This is a genomic window from Proteus sp. Marseille-Q3619 (assembly GCF_965283115.1).
Window position 1 is genome coordinate 1663544 of sequence record NZ_CBDIMP010000001.1, and the last position, 24870, is coordinate 1688413.

Annotated in this window: 14 protein-coding genes; 8 read left to right on the forward strand and 6 right to left on the reverse strand. The window is 37.4% G+C overall.

Features of this window, described 5'->3' with window-relative positions:
* Positions 1–7 precede the first annotated feature (7 nt).
* On the reverse strand, positions 8–4339 hold the full coding sequence (locus tag ACWPWK_RS07555; RefSeq protein WP_109373278.1) for a SpvB/TcaC N-terminal domain-containing protein: 4332 nt from the start codon (positions 4337–4339) through the stop codon (positions 8–10).
* Between the two features lie 55 nt (positions 4340–4394).
* Complete coding sequence (locus ACWPWK_RS07560) at positions 4395–11252, reverse strand: Tc toxin subunit A-related protein (RefSeq protein WP_109373277.1); 6858 nt, start codon at positions 11250–11252, stop codon at positions 4395–4397.
* Positions 11253–11674: 422 nt separating this feature from the next.
* Between ACWPWK_RS07560 and ACWPWK_RS07565 the strand changes: the two genes are divergently transcribed.
* Positions 11675–12547: a LysR family transcriptional regulator gene (locus ACWPWK_RS07565; RefSeq protein ID WP_160230733.1), complete on the forward strand. Its 873-nt coding sequence runs from the start codon at positions 11675–11677 to the stop codon at positions 12545–12547.
* 4 nt (positions 12548–12551) lie between these two features.
* Here the strand turns inward: ACWPWK_RS07565 and ACWPWK_RS07570 are convergent, their stop codons facing one another.
* Positions 12552–13013, reverse strand: coding sequence for a regulatory protein RecX (locus ACWPWK_RS07570; RefSeq protein ID WP_109373275.1), 462 nt, complete (start codon positions 13011–13013; stop codon positions 12552–12554).
* Between the two features lie 361 nt (positions 13014–13374).
* Here ACWPWK_RS07570 and ACWPWK_RS07575 point away from each other — a divergent pair, with 361 nt between their 5' ends.
* The 7 genes from ACWPWK_RS07575 (at position 13375) to ACWPWK_RS07605 (ending at position 21714) form a co-directional block, all read left to right on the forward strand.
* On the forward strand, positions 13375–14370 hold the full coding sequence (locus tag ACWPWK_RS07575) for a hypothetical protein (RefSeq protein ID WP_109373274.1): 996 nt from the start codon (positions 13375–13377) through the stop codon (positions 14368–14370).
* Positions 14370–15512 carry a BamA/TamA family outer membrane protein gene (locus tag ACWPWK_RS07580; protein ID WP_109373273.1) on the forward strand — a complete coding sequence of 381 codons (1143 nt, stop codon included), beginning with the start codon at positions 14370–14372 and terminating at the stop codon, positions 15510–15512. The genes ACWPWK_RS07575 and ACWPWK_RS07580 overlap by 1 nt, the downstream gene beginning before the upstream one ends.
* Complete coding sequence (locus ACWPWK_RS07585) at positions 15512–16666, forward strand: DUF4056 domain-containing protein (protein ID WP_109373272.1); 1155 nt, start codon at positions 15512–15514, stop codon at positions 16664–16666. Before ACWPWK_RS07580 ends, ACWPWK_RS07585 begins: the two co-directional genes overlap by 1 nt.
* Positions 16667–16941: 275 nt before the next feature.
* Positions 16942–17736, forward strand: a complete 795-nt coding sequence (locus tag ACWPWK_RS07590; protein WP_109373271.1) for a protein bax — start codon at positions 16942–16944, stop codon at positions 17734–17736.
* A gap of 163 nt (positions 17737–17899) precedes the next feature.
* Positions 17900–19318, forward strand: coding sequence for an MBOAT family O-acyltransferase (locus ACWPWK_RS07595; protein ID WP_109373270.1), 1419 nt, complete (start codon positions 17900–17902; stop codon positions 19316–19318).
* Complete coding sequence (locus ACWPWK_RS07600; RefSeq protein ID WP_109373269.1) at positions 19305–20507, forward strand: SGNH/GDSL hydrolase family protein; 1203 nt, start codon at positions 19305–19307, stop codon at positions 20505–20507. Before ACWPWK_RS07595 ends, ACWPWK_RS07600 begins: the two co-directional genes overlap by 14 nt.
* Positions 20482–21714, forward strand: coding sequence for an SGNH/GDSL hydrolase family protein (locus ACWPWK_RS07605; protein ID WP_109373268.1), 1233 nt, complete (start codon positions 20482–20484; stop codon positions 21712–21714). Before ACWPWK_RS07600 ends, ACWPWK_RS07605 begins: the two co-directional genes overlap by 26 nt.
* A 68-nt stretch (positions 21715–21782) precedes the next feature.
* On the opposite strand, the gene ACWPWK_RS07610 is transcribed toward ACWPWK_RS07605, so the two are convergent.
* The 3 genes from ACWPWK_RS07610 to gntK form a co-directional block, all read right to left on the reverse strand.
* Complete coding sequence (locus tag ACWPWK_RS07610) at positions 21783–22721, reverse strand: methyl-accepting chemotaxis protein (protein ID WP_109373267.1); 939 nt, start codon at positions 22719–22721, stop codon at positions 21783–21785.
* Between the two features lie 150 nt (positions 22722–22871).
* On the reverse strand, positions 22872–24209 hold the full coding sequence (gene gntU / locus ACWPWK_RS07615; protein ID WP_109373266.1) for a gluconate transporter: 1338 nt from the start codon (positions 24207–24209) through the stop codon (positions 22872–22874).
* Positions 24206–24760, reverse strand: coding sequence for a gluconokinase (gntK, locus tag ACWPWK_RS07620; RefSeq protein ID WP_109373265.1), 555 nt, complete (start codon positions 24758–24760; stop codon positions 24206–24208). The genes gntU and gntK overlap by 4 nt, the downstream gene beginning before the upstream one ends.
* Positions 24761–24870 lie beyond the last annotated feature (110 nt).

Genomic DNA, 24870 nt, shown 5'->3' on the forward strand with positions numbered 1-24870 from the left:
AAATCACCTACACTAGGGTGTCATTTTCATCTTCCTGAGCCACAAACCACGGTGTCACTATCGTATTACGCTGATAGTTCTTTGCGGTATTCACTCGATATAAGCGACCTAATGCATCGTAATAATGGGTATCCGCAAAACGATTTGGTTGAGATGAACTCTCGGAAATATAACGCCAGTCATTAAGAAAATAAGGCTGATAAACCCGCTTTACATTTCCTTTGTTGTCATATTCTGTTTCACCTGAAATTGCCCAACGTATTGTGGTACTTTTTTGTTGTGCCTGTTGTGCACGATCAACCACTAATTCACCTTTTTCACTACGCAAAAAGGACTCACCCGCTTCAACTCTGACGGACGTTTGCAATAAGCGACCAAAACCATCGCTAAAGGTGATTTGTTGGCGAATTTGCTGTTGTGAGTCGCTGTCATAACGGTCGGTCATGATTTGCAGCGCATGAGGTGGCATTTTTGAGGATGCTGACATCCAACTATCGGTAACATAAACAAAACCCATGGCGATAGGCAGTGCTGAAGCCAACGCTAAAGCATCTTCTACGGCTGTTGGCATAGTGAAGCTTTTATCGCTATAACCACTTTGTTGACCATTTTCGGTCCCTGAAAAACGGGTTGTTGTTACACGACCAAAACCATCAAAAGTGACTTGGTGAACATTATGGTTTTCATCAATAATCGAATTCGGAGATAAAAAACGCCAATCATAAGTAAGATAAAAATCTTGTACGCTCAAAGGGGACTTTTTCCCCATTAATACACAAAATTGCTTATCCCATAACAACTTATAGTCACAAGAAAGTGTCGTTTTTTTGTACACTAGTGGCTTATAAAACTGAGCTAATGAACCATAGGCTTTAACGCCTAATAACGGTTTCACCCACAGTTTTTTGCCTTTTTCTGATGTGTCTGCAAATAAGTAATCTTTTTGCTGATAACCCGCGTTTTTCATCACTTCATCCAGTTTTAAATTAGGATAAGGCTGTGAAATGATTTTGGCAGTTTCTTCGTCTAATTCTGCGGTTTCGCTATACGCTAAACGGATTGGAAAATCAGGCTCAGTTAATGTCACTTTGCCTTCAGCATCCAAATAAGCCAGTTGTTGTTGTCCTACAAATACCGATGCTGCTTTTTGTGCCAACAAACTGTCAGTTGCTAGTAAGGCTTCTACATTCAAGCCATTCTTAGGCTGCTTTTCTGCTCCATATGTCCAAATATCCTGACGACTTGCGTTAGTAATGCCCAGTTGATAAACCTGTTTTTCAGGGTGATTAATATGATGACATGTTTGACACGATAAGCTTAAGCGTAAGTTTTGTTGCTGTTCGTCATAACTTGATGCCCATAACGTTTCAGGCAAGCTCTCATAATGCTGATAAGGATTTTTTGCACCTTTAGCGCGTCTTGGATAATCAATTGCAACCGCTTTGGTCACAACACCATAGGCGTCTTGCTCTAATGTGATTTGTTGATGACAAGACGGATCAGCTGCAATTCGTTCATAATGGTATGTACGACTTTCCACCACTGAAGGCATCACCACAGGTGAATGTCCTTGTATTTCAATTAAACGCACTTGTGGGCGTTGTTCTGTGACGGCATAAGGTACATCAGCGACAACAGCGTTATCTAAACCATAGACTTCTTTTCTGAGTAACTGACCTTGTAGCCCACGCTCAAGCCAATACGTATATTGTTGACGTAGTGAGTCGTCGCAGATCTTTTCTTGGATACCTGCGCCTTGGGTAAAACGTGGTGAGAAGTGAGGAAATGCCGCACTGTCACCTTGCCAAAACTCATTATAAAACTCGGCATCAACCACAGATTTACCCGTTAAAAACCACTGACGCGTTAACGCACTCGGTGTTTTATCCGTGGTATTTTCTTCGCTTTTAAAGGATTCGGCATTGGTGGCTTCTACACAACCAAAACCACGAAACTCTTTCTCTTTACCATCCCAAACGCCATGACGATAATTAAACGTTTGTGTTAACTGGCTTTGGGTTACCTCATCCACTGTGTCGATTTTCCACAGCGTATGTAATGCAAAAGGTAAATGACTAACCGCTTTGCCTTTGCTCTGTTGTTGACGAGCGAATTTCTCATCCAACCAATATTGCGCTGAACTGCGGTAATGCAGATTTTGAATTAACCCCATATTGTTATTAATCGATGTTAATAACCACGGTTTTTTATTTTGCAACGAAAGTACCCAATGTTGCGGCACAGGATATAATTTAGTCAGTAAAATACTGGCAACACCAAGACCTTGCACATCCGCCACTTGTAGCTGGCAATGGCTATCAAAATGCATATTTTTCGGTAATGCGATATCATCGCCACGCACAAATTGATTGCCACTGTGGTTAAAATAAACCTCTAAATGGGTCGATTGGGCGTAAATAATATCCGTTGTCCCACTACCATCTAAATCCGCTAAATAGAGCTGATTAGGATTAAATTTAAGACGATCAGCAGAGAAACCTGGAATAGTAATAGGGGCGCTAAATTTGCCATCACCAAGATGAACCCAACAACTTACGCCTTGGTAATCAATTTTAATCAGGTGTTGCTGACCCGAACCTAATACATCACTAAATGCCACTAAAGTACGACGATTAATATTCTTAATCGGCAAAATCACACCATCTGTTTGCATTACCTCTTTACTTTTTTTCCACCCTTGGGCAGAACCAGCATAAAGGCGAATACTACGAGGGCCAATTAAGGCTAAGTCGGCAAAACCACTGCTTGTTAATGAAGTAATTTCAGCGTTAGAATGAAAATACTCCACAGGGATTGCATCAAGTGGCACAAAATTGAGCCAATTTTCTGCCTTTGTTTCATCTTGGGTGTAATAGCCATTTACTTCACCTTGTGTGACTAACCATTCCAGTTTTCCATCACCCGTGACATCGGTCAGCATTGCTGAATTTCGTAACGACGGGATAACAGGAAGTTTTTTAGCTTTATCCCATGACATCGCATTAGGATTTTGCTTATCAATTTTTCTAACTGGCGCGCGATACCACCAAGCGTCGCTATCTTGATAAAGTACCCCCGCAAGCCCTTCGCCGAATAGATCGACATATTGATAAGGTTGTTGTGGCGTAAATGACGCAAGTTCATCAAGTGATTGCCACTGTGCTTGTTGAGTCGCACCTACCCTTTGCCAATCAAATTTTACTGGCGGTAATGTCACTAACGATTGAGTGTCTTTATTATCATTAAACGCTGATTGTTGTGCTGAAACTAAAACAGTACCTGATGCTGACTCATCGTAAGTTAGCGTTAATCTGGCAACTAATTCTGGAGTTTCTGCTAGTGGTGTTTGTTTTTCTAAACTTTCAATACGGTGATACATCAGCACTTGACGACATAAACGACGAGTACGAACTTCAAAACCGTACTGGAAAAGTGAAAAGCAGTCTTTACGCAATGCCCATGTTGAATTGCTCTGCCACTGAGGATAAGTTGCTAATGCACTGCTACGCTCACCGTAATCAAATACCAGTGTAAATAACGCATTGTTAGGTAATGTATTATCGGTTTTGACACAAGAAAAAGCACGCTCTCCCACAGAATTACCGTAATACACTTTGTCTAAATAGCGTTGTGTATTGGCATTGGTATGTGATTGAATTTCATGTTTACCACAACCTTGTTCATCTTCATGGCGATAGTGATATTCGATCTGTTCACCGGTTGCTGAAACTGACGCATTCAAGTTCCATTGCGCAATATGCGCGCTATTTTGGCTATCTACAATCTGTGCTGTGGTTTCATAACCAAATAAATGCACATCGCCATTGGCACTTAACATCACCCAAAACTGTTTAGGTGTACTAGTTGGTGCATTAGCATCATTTAATGACCAACACTCAAAACGACTAAAGCTTTTTTCAATACGTGAACGATAAGTTGCCACTTGATATTGATGAGCAAGTTTTACGCCAAGTAACTCATTACGTTGTGCTGTTTCAATTTCGCCTTTCTTATTGATAATTGGCACAATCACTTCACCTTCAGGCCCGACAAATTCATCTTGTTGAGTATAAGTAGGCACGCCTTTTGAAGTACGACGACGAATCGACATCACACCAACAGACCAACCAAAACCAAACGCGCCGTTACCGGCTTGATTTTGATAACTTAGGCCTAAAGAAGGGGCATAACCCCGGCCTTGGCTGATTGGTAACGGTAAGCTAAAAGTAGCTGCGCCATCAGGACCAACAGCGCCCATATTGCCGGTTAATCCTGTGACTGCACCGCCCCCTTTGGGTAAATTTGGCGCATCAAAGGTCAATTTCTCTGAATTTTGCATGTAAAGCTCCTGACAGGCTCCCTAAGGAGCCTGTAATTAATTAAGATTTGGATAATTAACGAATGGTGTAATTAATGTGGAGAATGATATCGCTCAGTGTCAGTAACATCTCTTTTTGCTTATCTGTCGCATCAGGGAAGCTTAAAGTCAGTGTACTGGTGTCATTCACTGGTAAACCTTCAAATGGCAGATAACGATCATCATTGAAATTCAGTTGGAATTGACCACTGTCATTCATGCCATGAGAAATCGCAATTGCACTACAGCCTCGAGGTTTCACTGCACTACCGCCGTAACTCAGTACTGCTCGGATATTTTGATAAGCACCGGTTAATGCCGGTAATGTCACACTAATTTGTTTAACACGGCGTAATTGACCTAAATCAGCAGGGTAATCTTTGTCGATAGCTAAATCAGAGAGTTTAATCGAAGCCTGTAATTGACCATTTTTCAGCGTGATACCATTTTCTGCCGTACCTAGCTGAGTTTTCGATTTATTAATCACCTCTGCCACTTGCTCAAAGCCAAACTTATTACTGCCTAAACCTTGATACACATCGGCCAACGATACAATCTTGGTGATTTCCAGCGCACGTTTATCTTTCTCAAGGTAGCTGTTTTCCATTTGAGTCAGGTTATGCATTAAGCTTTCACCCGCCATCAAACCAGAATAATTACCTTGCCATGCACCAGGTCGAATAAAGGTTTGTGTTTCACCTAAATCATACTGATAAGCCCACTCTGCCATACGACAACGAGATACCGTTAAATCGTAGAAAGGCTTATAAATCGCCATTAATTTACCGCGTAACCAGTTATACAGCGCTTTATTGGTAAATTTATTTTGTAAGAATGTTAAATGCTCTTGCGTTTGTTGTTGCTGTAATTTCACACTATCTAATTGCAGGCTCATGGCTTGCTGACGAACGGCTAATGCAGCAAGTTGAGCATCAAACTGATTTAATTCAGATTGTGCAGAATCACGTAATGAGCCCCACTCTTGACGACGGCGACGATAAGCCTCTGATTGACTTAATCGGTCTGCCGAAATACGGGTTGCAGAGCCAGATAATTGCAAACCAATGGATGTAGCATTAAAGATAGCGCCTAGACGCGAGCCACCAACAGCCATACCATAAATATTGGGTATAAGATCTGCAGCAGCGGCTGCCATATTTAGCCCTTGGCTGGCGGTATTGAGTACAGAAGAACTTAAATAGAGATCCATCGCTTGTTGCTCTGCCGTACTAATATTCTGATTATACAATTTGCTATAATAATCAAAGCGTTTTTTAGAACCTAAACGCAGATCCTGTAATGCTTTCTTGCTATATTCAAATTCTTCCAGAGTTTTCTGCTGATATTTAATATTTTGCAGAATAATTTCGCTACCTTGTGTGGCAAATAATTCAGCTAATGCCTGAGCATCTTGACGTTCAGTTATGCTAAATAATGAGTTACCAAACTGCATTAATTGATTTACTGCCGATTTTGCACTGGTCAAAATAGCAGGGAAACGCTGAACGGGAACCATCACTTTTGGCAATACACCGTTCTCTTGTGATTGATTCACTGCTATATTTTGCAACATTTTAGGATCTACTGGCGTTGCATACATTGGCAACGATAGTGGTTGCCCATCAATCGATAAATTGTGACGTAAATTAAATAAACGCGCTTTTAACGTGTTGTGATACTGCGCTAACTTCTCATTAATTTGTGGCAAAAAGAGCGATATTAATGAATTTGCTGTCCGCGGTGATGTCGCTTCTTCGCTTTCTTCATTGATAGCGCGTGTTGGCTGTTCTGTTTTTGATGCCGCCTCGGTTAATTTAGGTGCTGACCAAACATTATTGCCTAATAACTCAGTTTCATCGCCCAATAATTTCAGCGCCTGCATATACCACATTTTAGCTTCATTTAAAGTATCACGCTCCAATAGGCGATAAGCGCTGTCGCCCCGCGCCACAAAAATATCAAGGCACTTCATAAAGGTAGCCAATTTATAATGCATAGGATCAGTTTGCGCGACTGCATCAGGATCAGTTGAATCCAGTTGATCCTTCTCCCAAGCTGTATTGGCTAATAATGGCTGTGAATTCCAAACACGATAAGAATGAGTATCACTATCAATATAACCGTTTGGATTAAATACATAACGCAGCCAACGGCTAGCTTCATCGTAATTTTGTCCTTCTAACATCACGTTGGCTAACATCATCGGGGTGTAATAGAACAGTTCCCAAAAGTAGAGGGCATTAGCACCATTAAAATCCATCGGTACATCAGCGCCTTTTTCCAAAGCAGGTTCTGGCAGTCTCTGAGAACTTAACGTTAAAATAGCATCAATTCCGTTATTCGCACGTTTGACTAGTTGACGTGCAAATAATGTATTTAAACGCACTAACACAGGTTCATTTTCTACTGTCATTGAAATATATTGAGCATGCTTTTTATTTATTTTTAGGCTAATAATACTCTCGTTTATATGTTCTAATTCACGGACTTTAAAGTAACATTGGCTTTCAGAAATAATTTTTTTGCTCTTATTAACCGCAGTTACATTTGCAGTTAATATAAACTCACCCTTGTCATTAAATTCACTCATAGGTACATCAAGCTTAAGCGCTTTATTTTTACTATTAAAGCTGTTACTACCTTCAATTAAAGAAGTATTCGCGTTAGACCATTGTTCAAGAGAGTAGGTCACTTTTTGATCTGGGCTAGAAGATAATGTTATCTTAATATCATTAACTACTTCGTCATTACTATAGGTAGCTTTATTTAACTTACTAATAGTTAATGGGATAGACACTTCTTTTCCATATATTCCCATAAACAATTGACTCGTTTCTTTTCTTGAAACATAAAAAAGAAACCTTGGTGTTTCTTTATTTAGGAAACTTTGTAACGAAAAATCACCTAATTCATTAGAAAGCGTAAAGGCAACATTATTTTTCGATGTATAACTTAATAAATCATTTGACTGTTTAGTGAAAAAAGACAGTTCTACATCATAATCTCCTCCATGATTAATATCTGAACCTTTAATTACCGTACTGTTAGTATTGTCATAAATAAAAAAGTAAATTGTATTTGTTTTAATATCAAAACCTAAATAATAGCTATAATCCGTTTTTCCATTGAAAAAAAGAGTTATCAACTTACCAACACTACCTGAAGTATAAACAATATCTTCTAATTCAGCGCCATCTTTTAATAAGCCTTTAAAGATGTCTTTAATAGGTTCAGGAGCAAAATATCCATAATCAATATTACAATTAATAAAAGCAGAAAGATAACAAGATAATGTTTTATTGTTCGACTCTATATTTACAGCATTAATTAAACTTCCTGAGAGAGAAACATTTTTAGAGTCAGTAGTTTTTATATCATCAATAGGATCATTAGATATTGAGTAAGCTAATTCACCTCTCAAAACAAAACTATTATTAATGTTCTTAGTGAGTTCTTCGCCAGCTATATCAAATTCAGACTTCACGTTAATATAAATATTTTTCGCATCTTTACTATTTAAATCAGATATATTAGAAAGCACCATTTCATTATTAATAGAATAAACTTGACACTCCTTATTTTCATCTTTATAGCTATCACTTATGATATAAGTTAAAAAATATAACTTATCAAGTTCTTGGTCGTAGCTTAAATGAAAATTACCTTTTTTATTATCCATAATATTATCAGGTAATTGGAAATTAACAGATGTGCTCCAAGTACCATCATAACGGATATGTGATAAATTTAAACTATAGCTTGTCTGCTTAGAAAGTGGTGTAGATGTACTTTTTTCTTTATTTTCAGACTCTTTATTTTTAATTTCTTTCTGTTCAATCCAAGCAACATATAATCGATTATTAAAAATAACAGGACGAATTAAATTATTGTAAGGGTTAGCACCATTCTCAATTTTAGTCCACTCTGTCCAAGCATTTGCTGCCATGACTCCTTTTTTGATTTTACTATGATCCGCACTACGCCAATAATAACTGGCTTTTTCTGACGCATTACAACCAATAAAATAAGTGTATCCTTCTTTTAATGTCACACCATCATGATAACCACTAATCACTTCTAAATTAGCAATTTGCTCAAAAGACGTTAAATATGTTTTAAATGCATCATCAATTGTATCACTATTAATACTATTTTGGCTGATCGTCTGTAACAGCGTATCCATCATTTTAGTTTGGCCAATACGTACAGTAGGATCAACATAGTTTTCAGGATAATATGCTAATAAAGAGATACCACTCCAAGTGCTATACCGCTTATTGTATTTATCCCAATCTCTAAAAAATTGACGAGAAGCAACAGGTGTATTAATGTTTTTTTCATTCAAAGCTAAAAATTCATTAATATATAATTGTATACTTGCAATAGCTTGCTCTATCTTTGTGGTTTTTATTTCAGATGAAACTTTATTGTCAATTAGTAAATAATTATAAATATCATCGCTATTTAATAAGTTTAATTCACTAAATTGATGAATATAAAACGCACTAAGTACAACACTATCCTTTTCATCCATTTTATCTTTTAGCAAAATAACTTGTTGGGTATTTAACCCACTTTGTAAAACTTTACTAATTCTACCCCAATTTAAGTAGTCTTTTTCTTTATTCTCACTTGTAGAAAATTTTAACTGAGTTAATAGACTAAAATTATTTGGTGTAATATTAAATGTTTTAACCATATCAATATAGCTAGAGATTTCTTTGATATTATCAAATTTAATTTCATCACCCAGTTTTAATAAAGAGATAATTTGCTCAATTACCTCATCAGAAACTCCATATGCCTTTGATAAAATTGAGACCTTTCCATAACCTCTAAAAAGGTTAATTAGCTCATCTTTATTATTTATTTTATCTAAATAGAAACGATGGAATTCAGATATATCTTTTATTGATTCGATATTAGGAAGGACAGATTCATAATTAAGTAAACGTTTTTCTCCCAATATATATATTTCATTTTCATTTAATCCTAACTTAGTAAATATAGAAATTATTTGACACAACATTTGTATATAAGTAACAAGTTTATTTTTATCTTCTAATGTTTTATCATCCTGTCTTACCAAGTCTCTAAAATCATCAATAGATAAATTTAATGTCCCGTTACTATCGAGATATTTCCATACAGCATTGGCAACACTTAAAGAAGGAAAGGATAAATGGTAACTTAGTATAGGCAAATAGCACGGAATAATTGCCCGTTCAGTGAATTCATCTACATTAAAATTCATTAACTCATTAAAGAGATTTTCCATTTTTTCTGTATAAGTCAAATCATATTGTTTAGCTGTCATTAAATATAGTTCTGAAATATTCAATTTATACTCTTTAATAAACTTGCAATAATTATCTATTGTATAAATTAAATTACCTGCATCATCTGATAAAGATTGTTTATTAATGGGTTTATTGAAAGGTTCAGGTAACATATCAAGTAATAAAGAAAGAGAATAAATATCTAGATCATGTACCGTTGCTAATAAATACACTCGATATAAAAGTGATATATTTTCTATAGAACAAGTAAATTCAGTTGGCTTGCCAAAAGCTAATTTCCACATAGCGACAATGCCAATATCATCGACATGAAATGCGCGTTTTAAGGTATTAATACGCATAATATCATCTGGAGATGATGAATTAAAATCAAGTGCTTTATTATCTGCAATAAATTTATTTTCGCCTAATGGAGGGGAATTAAATAAAACATCAAATAGCGATGAAGAGTTATTCAATGTGTATTGATTAATATTAGCACTATTAAGTACTATAGATTGCTCAACATTAATATTGTATTTCTCCATAATATATTGAACATGAAGAATAGAACGGATAACCTCAGAATCAATATTATTATCATTATTTTTTGTTTTAATTAAAATAATTAGATTATCAAAAGAGATCCCCGTTGCTTTATGCAAGCGAATAATCTTATTTAAGAACAACATATCTTTTGAAGATAATTCATTATCCTCTTTAAGTATATTAAATAATAGTGATATGTCTTCTTCTGGAACAGAATAATATTCTGATAGTAATTTTAAATTATTTCTTAAACTAATTTCCTTATTGCCAAAATTTTTCTCTATTAGTTCATCAATATTATCATCAGAGATTACCTCTGTTAAAATAGCATATAATTCAGGAGAAATAGATGAGCTAATCGTTGAGATCCATTCTGTATCTAAAATATCCAGATGACCTTTAGCTTTTACCAATTTATCAACCAAGCCATCACGTAATAATAATGTTTGTCGAATAGTTTCATAAGGTCGATGATAAGGATTTTCGCCCATTACGCGGTTTGTTGCTAGCTCTTGAAATAGATCTTTACCACTACCTAATTTACTTTGCAATGCTGTGGTTATAATTTGATTTGATAAAGAGAGGGTAGAAACTTCTTTATCCATATTATCTTGAGATAACACTAATTGCGCTAAATCAGGGCGACGTTTATCCAAGTGATAAATTGAATTTTCTGCATCTAAGGCTTTTGCTTCACGATAAAGTTCAGTTAAGTAACCTGCGGGTGAAAACATCGATGCCACAGATTTACTATCGACAAATAGATCCCCTTTTTCAGGGATCCAATCACCTAATGCTCGGCTTTGTACTGATTGTTGTTGAACACCTAACGCCACGGCATTTTGCACTTGTGGGTTATTACGTGCTAAATGATGAGCTTCATTAAGCTTATTAATTTTTGCGGCTTCTTGGGCTTCTTTATATAATGTTTTTGCTTCATGCCAACTAAGTTTCTCTTCACTCAGCGCGTGAATTTCATGAAGTGATAAGGGAGCTAGATCATTTAACGTGATATTTTCTACTGCATCAGAATTCATTTTCGTTAAAAGTGTATTAATGTTTTTCATTAAATATTTTCCTAATATAAGTTAATTTAAAATTCAGAGAATGAAATGTCGTTTCATCTCGAAAATTAAAATATCAAGAAAATAAAAATTGAAAATTGAATTTTTTATAATCTGTTATTGAGTTTTTTTATTCTTTGTCGGCTAAATGCGATTCTAAGTAAGAAAAAAACAAGAAAAGAGATGTAAATAACAAACAAAATATGGCAACATAATACAATCAATCATTTGATTTTATTTTTATCAAAAACATTCTGATTTATTATCAATTTTAGTCGGTAATATTATTCTTTAAATTATTCGTTGTGCTTTTTTTTATTTTTAGTCGCGCCAAAATGATTATTGATAAATATCAATATAAAAATTTCATTCAAGAGGATTATTCATTTTAAATATATATACAAATAAATATGGAGAACGTCTGCATGTTTTTCTCACGAAAAATAAATCAGTTCTTTGCCGTTGCGACTTGTCAAAGCCTAGTAAAAGCAGCGGAAAAAATCAATGTTACCCCATCCGCACTACGCCACGGTATTAATGAACTCGAAAACCAAATTGGTAAGTCTCTAATTAAACGCTCCAAAAGTGGAATGGATCTTACCCCTGCGGGAAAAACACTTTATGAACGTTTATATCCCTATTATGAAAAAATTAGAAAAATTGAAAATCAGATAATGAATCCCAATGAGGATAAAACCTCGCTCTCCATTAAATTAGATGGTCTTTATTACCCTGATCTAAAAACAAAACTGTTGGAGATCCGCCAAAAAAACAGTCAATATAGCCTATCTTTAGAAGATGGTTATATTGATGATATTAAAGAGGAACTTTTTGATAAAGAGTTTGATCTTGTGATTTCATCACTCGAGTTTGACTATCCACAAAAAAATATCAATGCAATTAATTTATGCACACAAAAAGTCGGATTATTGGTGAGCAAAAAACTCTTTGAACAATATCCCAATACCAAAACATTTTTTGCCAAAGAAACCTTAATACAAAGAAGCAGTACTTTGCAAAACCCCATATTTTCAACGATTTTAGATAAGCTAAAAAATCAAGGTTATCAATACCATACTTTAGGTTTAACAGAAATGGCGGATGTTTTGCATTGCGTTGATGAGGGAGCGGGTTACTGCTTTATGCCTGAAAATATTCATTATATTTCAACCATTACAAACGATGAAGTGCAGTTTATTCGTTCTCCTTTTCCTTTTGATATTTTCTTACATCAAAAAGTCTATTTTAAAAAAGAGAATAATAAGAAATTAGCCGATATCGCAATGACACTACGTTAATGACTTAAAACAGCGCATTAATCGTGTCAGAGGTAAACCCTCGGTATTGTAGATAACGAATATGTTTCGCTTTCTCTTTAAAATCTTTGGGTTTACCACCACCAAATTTTTTTTCATGAACCTCTTGGCAAAGGGTGTACCAGTCAGTTTCATCTTCTTCAAAGAGACGTTCAATAATTTCACCAGGGAAACCTTTTGCTCTCAATTCTTGACGAATACGCAAAGGACCATAAGATTTATTTAAATAACTGCGAAAGAAAGCATAAACAGTACGGTTATCATCAAGATAATGATTTTCTAATAAATGTTCCATCACTTGAGGTAAGCATGTTTCATCAGTGACAGTTTGTGCTTCTCGATCGCTTTCTCTTATTCTTCGTGCTAGGCGACGTTGTAGCTCTACTGTGCCGTAATCACGGCGAGAAAGCATAAAAATAGCGTACTGATAAAGCTCTTGATAGGTCATATTTATCCTTTATAAAAATAATCCATGCTAGATAATTATTATCATAACGGTTTATCACACAAATATCTTATTTCGATGTTTATTTATTCAATAAAAAGAAAAATAACAAAATAAGAATACTTAAAAGAAACGTTATCATTCTTCTTTATAAAAATATCTTCTACTTTTATTAAGATTAACTTAGAAAATATCACGTTTTTTCCTTAATAAGCCCTTAATAATCCTATGATAACGCTAAATATAAGCATCTCTTACTGTATATCGCACTTATAGCTGGTGACCATTAATAAGAAAAAGATTAAAATTTCTGGCTAATCTTTTACTTACTACTTTCTTTTTAAACATTTTCTGTGGGTTATGTATGAACTTTTCCAATTTAAATAAGGTGGTGTTAACTGCCTCTCTTCTTGCTACTGGCTTTTCTTATGCTGATAGCGATCGCCCACTGCTCTCTTTAAGTGTGAGCCAATCCGGTGGTACTGCCTTAAATAGCGAAGGTTCGTTAGATACTCGTACTCCAGCCAGCCAATCTCGCGTTTTACCTATTTGGGGTGATGAAGCCCGCGCCCATGGTTATGATATTCCTGAACCATTTGGGATTGGTTATAACTACATGAATCTACGCCAAGACGTTATTGTCGATAAAATTGCGTTTGGTTCTGATAAAGCTTTAGGACAAAATATTCTCTCTATTGTCGGCGTTGATGTTGGGCATACTCGTAGTAGTAATGAATCTCACATGCTGAAACTTGATACTTGGGTTTTCCCATTTATGAACGTTTACGGTATTTATGGGAAAACAAAAGGTTCTTCTCATGCTCAACTCAATGCGGTGACTTTAGGTGGGCAAGAAATTGCTAATGATTTACCTTTTGATTTAAATTATGAAGGTAAATCCTTTGGTGGTGGCTTTACTTTAGCGGGTGGCTATAACCAATTTTTTGGTACTTTTGATTTAAACTATACCAAGACTAACCTTGATATTTTAGATGGTGATATTAAAGCATTAGTGATTACACCTCGTGTGGGTTATGAGTTTATCTTTTCACCACTGATCTCTGGACAAGGTAATACCAAACTCCAAGTGTGGACAGGTGCCATGTACCAAGATATTACCCAACGTTTTAAAGGTGACGTTAGCAGACTAAATTTACCTGATGAACTTGATGGCATGATGAACATACTGCCTCCATCAATGATGGGTAATATCAAATTCGATGTTGAACAGCATCTTGCTCATAAATGGAACCAAACTTTAGGTGCACGTTTAGAATTAACGCGTAATTTTAATGTAATAACTGAATTTGGTTTTAATAACCGTAATAGCTTCCTTGTTTCTGGTGAGTTCCGTTTTTAATGGTTAAATACCCTTTTATTTTGGGGCTGGCATTTGCCAGCCTCTTTATTTCACACACAGCACAAGCACAACTCTTTCCAGATAGACAACAAATAGACCAATGGTTAGTTGGCTTAGGGGGAGAAAATAGTTTCGACCGCAGTAAAACCATTGATTGGGGAGTTTTGCCTGGACCTTTCTATACGCCAGAATTAGAGTTTGGTGTAGGTATTGCGCTTGTTGGTCTTTATCAAGCAGATAGTCGCCTTGATAGCAAAATCTCGTCACTCTCTTTGAGTGGCTTTGGTTCATCAACGGGTGCTTTTGGAATGACCTTTAGCAACTACACTTATCTCGCGGATGATACTTGGCGATTTTATCTCACTGGCTCGTTAAACAATGTGCCAACCAATTATTGGGGAGAGGGTTATCATGAAGGTCGTGTAAAAGATCATTTTGGTGAATACCGTTCTCAAGAATTGCACTTAACACCGACTTTATTGCGCCAAATCGCCCAAAACACCTATATCGGATTAGGGTGGGACTATTCAAATTTACAAGCCGCAGCCCCAGACGCCCCCTTTAAAGCGTATATGGATAAACGCGATTTACCTTTGCGCTCCACAAGCTCTGGGTTAAGTCTCCGCTTTACTTACGACAGCCGTGATTTTTTACCTAATGCGAGTCAAGGGCAGGCATTTGATATTAGTTATACTCACTATTCTCCTGATACAGGCAGTAATAACCGCTTTAATGCGACACAGATGCAATATAACTACTATTATCCTTTAAGTGACAGTGCGGTTTTAGCTTTTGATAATTATGCCCGCTTCACATCAGGCGATGTGCCTTGGAGCCAACTTTCTAAGTTAAGTAATGGGCACCAGATGCGCGGTTATTACGAAGGGCGATATCAAGATAATCACGTCTTTTCTACGCAATTAGAATACCGCCAAAAACTCGATTGGCGCCATGGCATCGCACTTTGGATTGGCGGTGGTACGTTAAGCGATCAAGCCCGTGATTTAGGTCAAGGTCACTGGCTACCTAGTGTTGGTGTGGGTTATCGATTTGAATTTAAGCCTCGCATGAATGTGCGTCTCGATTTTGGTATAGGTAAAGAAAGTACAGGATTCTATTTTCAAGTAGGTGAAGCATTTTGATGTTCAAGCGTTTTCTTTTTATTAACACCATTGCCTTCTTCTTATTTATTGCAGGTTGCACTCAAGTCACACCTGTTAATCCCATTCATGCTAATCTTGAAAGTGTCACTCATGAAGAAGCGTCACAAGCTTGGCAAACACCACCTCCTCTTACCGCGCCTAATGGATTAAGACCTTGCTGTGCTTTTGGCTATGACTTAAAAGTCAAAGCGCTCGAAATTCCTATCCCGTTTTATCGTATTGATAATGTTGTTGAAGCCTCTGCATTGGGCAATCATCGCTATAACGACAGTTTTTGGCTCGGCACCGCGGCAGTATTAGGGATTGGCAGCGAAAAATCGGGTTTAATTTACTCTCATAAAGGTGGGTTTCTTGATATTGCCCATATTCGTGACACCGCAGATTATACTTATTATCTCTTTAGTCATATCTATCCAAAATTAGGGCAAGAGTGGACGTTAACGCTAAGTAATGAGTTGGCACAACGTAAAATACACTTTAACGCCTTTACGCCGCCTAAAAATGAAGCACAGCGTTATACCTTAAGTGCCTATCTTGCTGCTCGATTAGGTTATCGCCTTGCAATATGGCATGAGATTGCACAGTGGTATGGTTTACGTTCGGTGCCCGGATTTCCAGAAGGAATATCCGCATTTTCACCCGAAGATCTCTATTCTAACTTGATTGGCGCTCGCCTTTCGCTCACCTTGATCCTTAATGGTCACGCCACCAGCCTTGAGCAATATAATCAATCGATGCAAGGTATTATTCCTTCTGCGCTTTATCAATTAGAGGCTCAACCTCGTCAATTAACTCAGCAATGGTTTGATGTGATTGATGGGCAATGGTGGGATAGTCAGCAACGTGTACCTGATAAGTTTTTAGTTTTAATGCGTGATTATCACATTTCTGATAAACGCTATCCGGTCTTACCTTTTGAGGAAATGGCGTCACCTCATTACCTCACATTACCTAGTGCTTATTCCGGTTACATTCTAGAACAATTAGCAGAATTTCAGCTTTGGCCAACAAATCAAATGGAAGATTTACCTCGACCAAAAACCTATTGGCGTGAAGCGGATTTTACTGATTTAACAGAAAAAGCGCGCGAAATTGATAATAAAACTAGACCAAAAACAACAAAAATTGACTAAATAACAAACAAAATTGACACATTAAAAACCCTTAATTTTGCTAAATTTGGGTTAAGTCGCACCTTTTTATATAAGATAAATTAAAGTTTTCGCAAAAAAAGCACTTTTTGTTAAAGGAAAAAATCGATTATAAAACGAGGCTTTCCAGTAAATCTTATACATTTATTTAACAAATCACTCGTAGTTATCCTAATGTGAGGCGATATTTTGTAGCTATGAAAAAAGTAATTTGTTAGTATTCGTTCGATTTTTATCCAGTTAAACGAGGAGAAGCAATGCCCTCTCAATTGATGAGGACAAGTGCCGTCTTCGCTTTCTTGATTTCACTACTCTTTACTGGTGTAAGCTTTGCTTCAACCAGTACCGGCAGTTCCCAAATGCTGCAGGCGTATTCTTTCAAAAGCACGTCAACACCGTTGCCAGATTTGAAAAAATACCCATCGGGAACGCAGCGTAAGAAAGCGTTTTTAAATGTCATAGTTCCTATTATTGACAATGTTAATAATAAGATTTTGAGAGATCGTGAGTGGTTACTCGCTCAACGTAAAGCCCAGCACTGGGGCAGCGCAGAGTTAAAAAAACTGCGTGAGATCTGTCAATACTATGGCGTTACATGTACCAGCCCCAAAAAAGTAAATTGGGATTCGTTATTGACTCGCGTTGACATTATTCCGACACACTTTGTCGCAACGCAAGCCGCTACAGAATCAGGTTGGGGCACATCGAAGTTGGCACAGCAAAACAATAACTTATTCGGTATGCGATGTGGGAGTCAGTCTTGCAATAATGTACCAGGGAAAACCAAAGGCTATGCAGCCTACCCTGATATTGAAGGCTCTGTGATTGCTTATATGCGTAATCTCAATACGCACCGCGCCTACAATTCATTGCGCTCCTCAAGAGCACAGCAAAGAATGACGCAACAGCAACTCGACTCTCGCCAGTTAATCACTGACTTGAAAGGTTACTCAGAAATGGGCTCAAGTTACAACGATTATCTGACCGAAATGTTCGACTCAAATAAAAAACTGATCACCCAAGTTCAGTTGCAGTCGAGACAAGAAAGTTAGGCCTTAGCAGGCTTTCATTGTGTAAAAAGCCACTTTTCTTTCTAGAGAAAAGTGGCTTTTATTTATCACAAGACAATCTTTTGATTGAAAGCCGGCTTAGAATTCATAATATATGTGGTAATACGTTTGGTATGACTTTTAAATCACACCCTTAGAGCCATTTATGAATTTTTTTTCATTCGAGTTTCTCGGAGCCTTTGTTAGCTTTTTTATTCTATACTGGCTCTTTCAAAAGCAGATTAAGATCCAAAATATTCTACTGATTACAGTCAGTTATGCTTTTCTCTTTTATGCAGATTATCGTCCTGCGATTATCTTATTAAGCTATACACTCTTTATTTATTTACTGGCAAATATATTAACTAAGTACACTTCTTCTAAAGTCATCTATTGGCTATTGGGATTATTGGTTGCTGTTTATTTTACTGCCTTTAAATACTACTCATTTTTCCAAGAATCACTGACACAGGCATTCCAGCAATGGGGACTCAGTATTGAGCTTCCTCTTATTGAATTGCTGGCACCATTAGGACTCTCTTTCTATATTTTTCACTCGGTCAGTTATGTGGTTTCCGTTTGTCGAAAAGAGATCCCTAAAGCGCCTTTTTTAGATGTCGTTCTTTATTTATGCTTTTTCCCAAGCATTGTGGCGGGGCCAATTAATCGCGCCAAAGAATTTCTCCCTCAAATTCAGGCACCAACACGAAAAATCATTGATTATAAAGGGGCGATCATGCTGATTGTTTTAGCTATCGCAAAACTCTTTTGGTTAAGTGGTTGGTTCTCAACAAACTATGTTGATCCTGTTTTTAATGCACCCGATTTAGCGCAAAGCGGGCAAGTCTTAACGGCTATCTATGCCTACGCATGGCATATCTATTTCAACTTTTCGGGTTATACCAATCTAGTGACAGGTATTGCCTTATTGCTCGGTTTTATCGTGCCTCGTAACTTTAATGCGCCGTATTTAGCGATCAACCTCGCTGATTTCTGGCGTCGTTGGCATATCAGTCTATCTACCTTTATTCGCGATTACGTCTATATTCCTTTAGGGGGCAATCGTAAAGGCGTTATCAGACAGAACTTTAATGCCTTTGCAGCAATGGTCATTTCAGGATTGTGGCATGGCGCAGCAATGACCTTTATTATTTGGGGCGCAATTCATGGAATTGGCGTAGTGTTATTAAATATTAAACACCGCCTGTTTCCTGTGAAGAAAAATGCGCCACCCACTGCGCTATCTTCGTTAAATATGTTGTTATCATGGATTATCACGTTCCACTTTGTTTGCTTTGCTTGGATCTTTTTCCGCAGCCAAACAATCGGAGATGCTCTTGTTTTGATACAACAACTCTTTAGTGCAGGTGCTTGGGCTTCATTACAAGCTGAAGGCTTAACGCTCTTTATGTTCTGGGGACTTTTCTTACTTTACCCTTGCTTTGTCACCTTAAGGGATATTGTGGCTCGTCTTGAGAAAAGAGTGCCGTGGTATGTTTATCCTCTGCCACTTGCATTGATCCTCACAATTATTTTTATGTTGTCTCCAGATGGGGTGCCAGGATTTATTTATGCCAGCTTTTGATTTCTGCTCAAACTTAAAAAAGACAGCAAAAGTCGCTTTAATGGTACTGTTAAGTACCCTCTTGCTGATTTGGCTAAACCAAACATCACTAGAGCGCTTTTGGCAGCAGCAATATCATCGTCCTGCGCCTTGGTCTGGACTTTCTCATTATTATGCTTGGCAAGTGGGAGGACAACTGCGTGATGGCGTATTTGTTGCGGTAGAAAGCTATGGAGATTATCTACAAGTTAATCATCCTGATAATCAGGCAAAGCCAATAGAACAAATCTCAACATCGGAGCAACTTCCAGAAGGCTTTGCGGTGGGATTGCATTTCTTTAATGGTTATACACGACCTGCATCCCAATTAACGCAACGCTTTCCACAATTACTGCAACGTAAACAAGCAATGAGTGGATTATTTTACCATTCAGTTACGGATGTGTCTGATGCTGCTTTGGAAGCCTTAAAGCCTATCGTACAAAAGACAGAAATTATTTTATCACCTAAAGATAAAGTCTTATTTGCAGGCGACTCAATGATGCAGGGTGTTGCTCCTTTACTTAAACGCCAACTTCAAGCGGACTACAACATCAGTAGTATTGATTTAAGTAAGCAAAGTACAGGGCTGGCTTATCCTCGCTTTTTTAATTGGCCTCAAACGATTGCAACGCGATTAGCCAGTGATGACTCTATTAAATTATTAGTGGTCTTTTTAGGCCCTAACGATCCTTGGGATATGCCTCCAGATGGTGGAGGACGCTACTTAAAATTTGCAAGCGAAGCATGGGAATCAGCCTACCGAGCGCGAATTGCAAGCATTATAGAAAATGCCAGACAGAATAATGTCACGGTTATTTGGGTTGGGCCACCTAATATGCGCAAGCAGAAGTTATCCGAAGGGATGGCATATCTTGATAAACTTTACCGTGAAGAAGCTGAGAAAATGGGCGAAATTTACCTTTCCGTCAATGATATGTTTAAATATGAAAAAGATATTTATTCTGATTATATGGGGGATGGTAGTAGTCGTGTTAAGTTAAGAGCTGGTGATGGCATTCATTTTAGCTTAAAAGGTCAGCAAATTATTGCTCAACACGTATTCTCACGTATTCATCTTCAAGAAGAAACGAAAGAAGATAATGCTGTTGATGATGTAAAAGATAAAAACACGGTCATTGTAAATGAAACAACTAACGCACATCCTTGAGCGTAAAACCTTAGTCAGTAGTTCAATCATACTGGCCTTGGTTTCACTCTTAGTCGCTTGTAATCAAGACACTGAAAAAACGGTGAAGTTACCGACACCCACAGTATTACCTGCTGATGGTTCAAGACAACTTTACAACTATCACGATCCTCACTTTGCAGGCTTTGTTAAGAAATTACAACAAGGCGGCCAAACGGTGCATATCGTTCAGTTAGGTGATTCCCATACTGCGGCTGACTTTTTCAGTGGTAAGTTGCGTGAGCGTTTTCAAGCAGACTATGGCAATGGCGGCATTGGTTTTATTCCCCCGACTAATATCGCAGGTCAACGTATTGCAAACGTACAATATCAGAGTGATAAAAAAGCGTGGACACTGCTTTCGAGCAGAAAAGATAGCGATCCTGATTTTCCATTAGGTGGCTTTATTAGTGAGCCTCAAGCGAAATGGGCAAAATTACAGTTATCTGAAAACCCAGTCACTCAGCAACGTTATCAATTGCAAGCACTCTATAAAGCCCCAACAACAGCACAAATGAATGTACAATCATCAACAAATAAAGTGCTTTCATTATCGCAAACGCAAGGTAAATGGCAGTTTTCAAACCCAACAGCCATGACATTCCCTGTTAGTATTACCGTCAGCAAAAATCAGCCTGTTAAATTAGGCGGTTGGTTGATCACTAATCAACAGCCTGGCGTAATGCTTTCCTCATTAGGCATCAATGGTGCCACTATCAATATGATGGATAAATGGGGTACACAATGGACTGAAACGTTAGGACAATTAAACCCTGATATGGTGATTTTAGCGTATGGCACAAATGAAGCGTTTAATGACACTTTCGATTTGAACGCCTATCGCCAACAGCTTACGGATAAAATTCGCCAAATTCGCCAACAAGCTCCCAATAGCGCCATTTTATTAATTGGACCTTCTGACTCAATCAAGAATAAAGAAGCACTTGACTGTCGCTCACAACAGCCTCAATGGCTAAGCGATATTATCAGAATTCAAAAAGAAGTGGCTCAACAAGAGAAAACGCTCTTTTGGGATTGGCGTGATTATATGGGTGGCGAATGTTCGATAAAAGCATGGGCGCTGTATGATTTAGCAAGACCTGATGGTGTTCATCTTTCTCGTGAAGGTTATGAAAGCAGTGCCAATACACTTTATAGCCAATTGAATACCTTAATAAACAAGAGCTAATTCACGCGGTTCAACACACAAAAAGGAGCTTATCGCTCCTTTTTATTTTTGTTGTTTTATTCATCAAGTTAGTAATTATCTAAATTTAATAAAACATCGACATATTTGATAACATCAACGCTGGCTTGTTCCATTTTCTCTATATAGTGTGCAACCGCTTCTTGATTATCTTCTATATTGGCCTTTAATGCTAAACGTCCGCATTCATGCACTAATTTATGGGGTTCTTCTAAGCGACGAAAGGCGTCAGTTTTTGCAAATTTTTTACCATCACCTTGATAATACCATTTCCCTAAACGGCACTCTGTATGCTGATTAACACAGTGTTCATCATCATTATTTAATAAGTGAATATAAATCGCTTCTTTCCATAAAACATGATCAAGTTTGACCGTATTAAAAAACTGTTGCATCGAAAGAAAGGTAAAAATATGTTTAAGCTCGCTAGCTTGTTCTGACAGTGACGTTAAATTTTGATGTCCTTCTTCAACCAGTGTTTTAACTTGTTGAACTTGCTGTTGGTTTTTTTCTGTAGTTTCTTTAACGGGAATAAAGCGAGCACCTAAATTATTATTAATGCTAGCAATAGAAGATGCTTGTTTTTGGATCTCTAATGACAACTTTTTCATCTCTTGAGCTAAGACTGAAAATCCCGCCCCTTCACGCCCGATGTGTCCAGCTTCAATTGCTGAATTAATTGATAAAAGATTCGCCTGACTGGAAAGCCTATCAATATTGCTGGCGCTATCTTTAATTTTTTTCAACCAACTTGAGAAATCGTCTATCTCTTCTCGGCTATGTGTAAAATGCGTATCCACTTCATTTAGAAATTGAGTCAATGACTGCGAATTATCCAACATCTGGCTAAAGAGATGTTCCATTTCATCAAGCAAATTGAGCTTATCTTGTAATTTATTACTTGATGCTAAAATCGAATCTCGAATTAGCGTGATGGTGTGGATATTACAATCCGTGTGTTTAATAAAAAGCGAATTATAGTCAACCATAAAATAACAGCCCTAGTTTGCCCACTTAATAAATAAACCTATAGATTAATGAGAAACGGGATATTTTCTGTCACATTTCATAGTCATTTATAGCAATGAAAAAAAGCGCGTCAAAAGACGCGCTAATTACAAGAAAATAAAGATTCAATTTTATAAAAAAGCGAAGAAAATCATACCTACGACAGCACCCGTTGTGCCGAGAATAGTTTCCATCAATGACCATGTTTTTAATGTTTGTGCTTCTGTTGCGCCAGTAAATTTACCGAATAACCAGAAACCTGAATCATTAACGTGGCTAAGAATAATAGAGCCACCCGCAATACAGATTGATAATGCTGCCATTTGAGCACCACTATAGCCCAGCTCATTGATAACTGGTAAAACTAAACCAACCGTAGTTAAACACGCAACGGTCGCTGAACCTTGGATCACACGCACAGCGCCTGCAAGGATAAAACACGCAATTGCAATTGGCATACCCGCGCCAATTAACGCATTACCTAATGCAGGACCAACGCCAGAATCAACTAACACTTGCTTAAAGACACCACCCGCACCAGTGACCAATAAAATGATCCCAGCAGGTTGAATTGCTGCAGAGCAAATCTCCATCACTTTTTCTTTGCTCATACCACGGCGAATAGCTAAACCGTAAATAGCCACTAAACAAGCAACAAGAATAGCGATAAAAGGATGACCTACAAACTCAAGAATATTGTATAGCTCAGTCTCTTTCTCAACAAAACGCGCACCAATAGTTTTAAAGCCCACTAAAATTAACGGTAATAACACAAGTGCAAGACTAAAACCAAAAGAAGGCATTTTGTTTTGACCTAAACTTGGTTCTGACAAATCTTTTGGTAATTCTAATGTGACGTAACGACTAATAAAGTTACCGAAAATAGGACCTGCTAATAACATCCCCGGAATAGCTGCACATAAACCAATTAAAATCATCCAACCAAAATCAGCATTCATTTGGTCAGCTAACAGCATTGGTGTTGGCCCCGGCAATAAGAAGGCAGCTGCACCTGCCACACCCGCAAAGAGAGGGATGGCCATTTTCACCACATTGCCACCAGTACGGCGAGCAACAGCAAATACAACACCAATTAACAAGACAACAGCAACGTCAAAAAACAGAGGTAAAGCACAGATTAAACCTGCAATACCTAATGCGTAGTTAGCCCGTTTCTCACCAAAATATTTTAATAATCGCACTGCAATTTGGTCTAATGCCCCTGTTTCATGTAGCACCTTACCAAACATTGCCCCTAGCGCGACGACGATTGAGAGGAAACCTAACGTACCCCCCATCCCGTTTTGCATGGTTTGTGTGATCTTCTCTAAAGGCATGCCAGAGAAAATACCGGCACCAATGGCGACAATCATTAACGCAATAAAAGCGTGTAAACGCGCGTACATCACAAAAAAGAGCAATAATAAAACCGAGCCAACCGCGGTTAGCACCAGTGTTAATGTACTCATACCATTTCCCCTTCAAAAGTCTTTTGAGTGACTGAATTTATTGTCTTAATTGCACTTTCAATCACGTCATCAAGTGGCATTGAAATATCAATTTCATATACATCATTTTCAGCTTTTGTTGGCTCTTCTAGGGTTTCAAATTGAGTCACTAACATTTGAGGTTTAAAGAAGTGCCCTTTACGTGCTTTTAAGCGGCTTTCAATTAGCTCATAGTCACCTTTTAAATATAAAAAGTGTAGACATTGATTGCCCTCTCTTAACATATCTCGATACTGTTTTTTCAATGCAGAACAAACAATTAACGAAACTTCATTGGTTCTTTGCATCGCAAATGCTGCATCATTTAATGCTTTTAACCAAGGCTTACGATCTTCATCATTTAAAGCGTGCCCCGATGCCATTTTAGTAATATTTGAGCGAGGGTGCAGGAAATCACCGTCTAAAAATGCCGCACCTGTACGTTGTGCCACACCACTTGCGACCGCAGATTTACCGCTGCCTGATACCCCCATTAAGATAAAAACATGGTGTAGGGATTGGGTATCGTTCATAGAATGCTCCTTTAAGGCAGATATTAAGTCTTTTTTGTAATGTTACCCGTAACTGTTACGGGTAACATATCCGAAGTGGTAAGGTGAATACAACAACGAAGATCAACTAA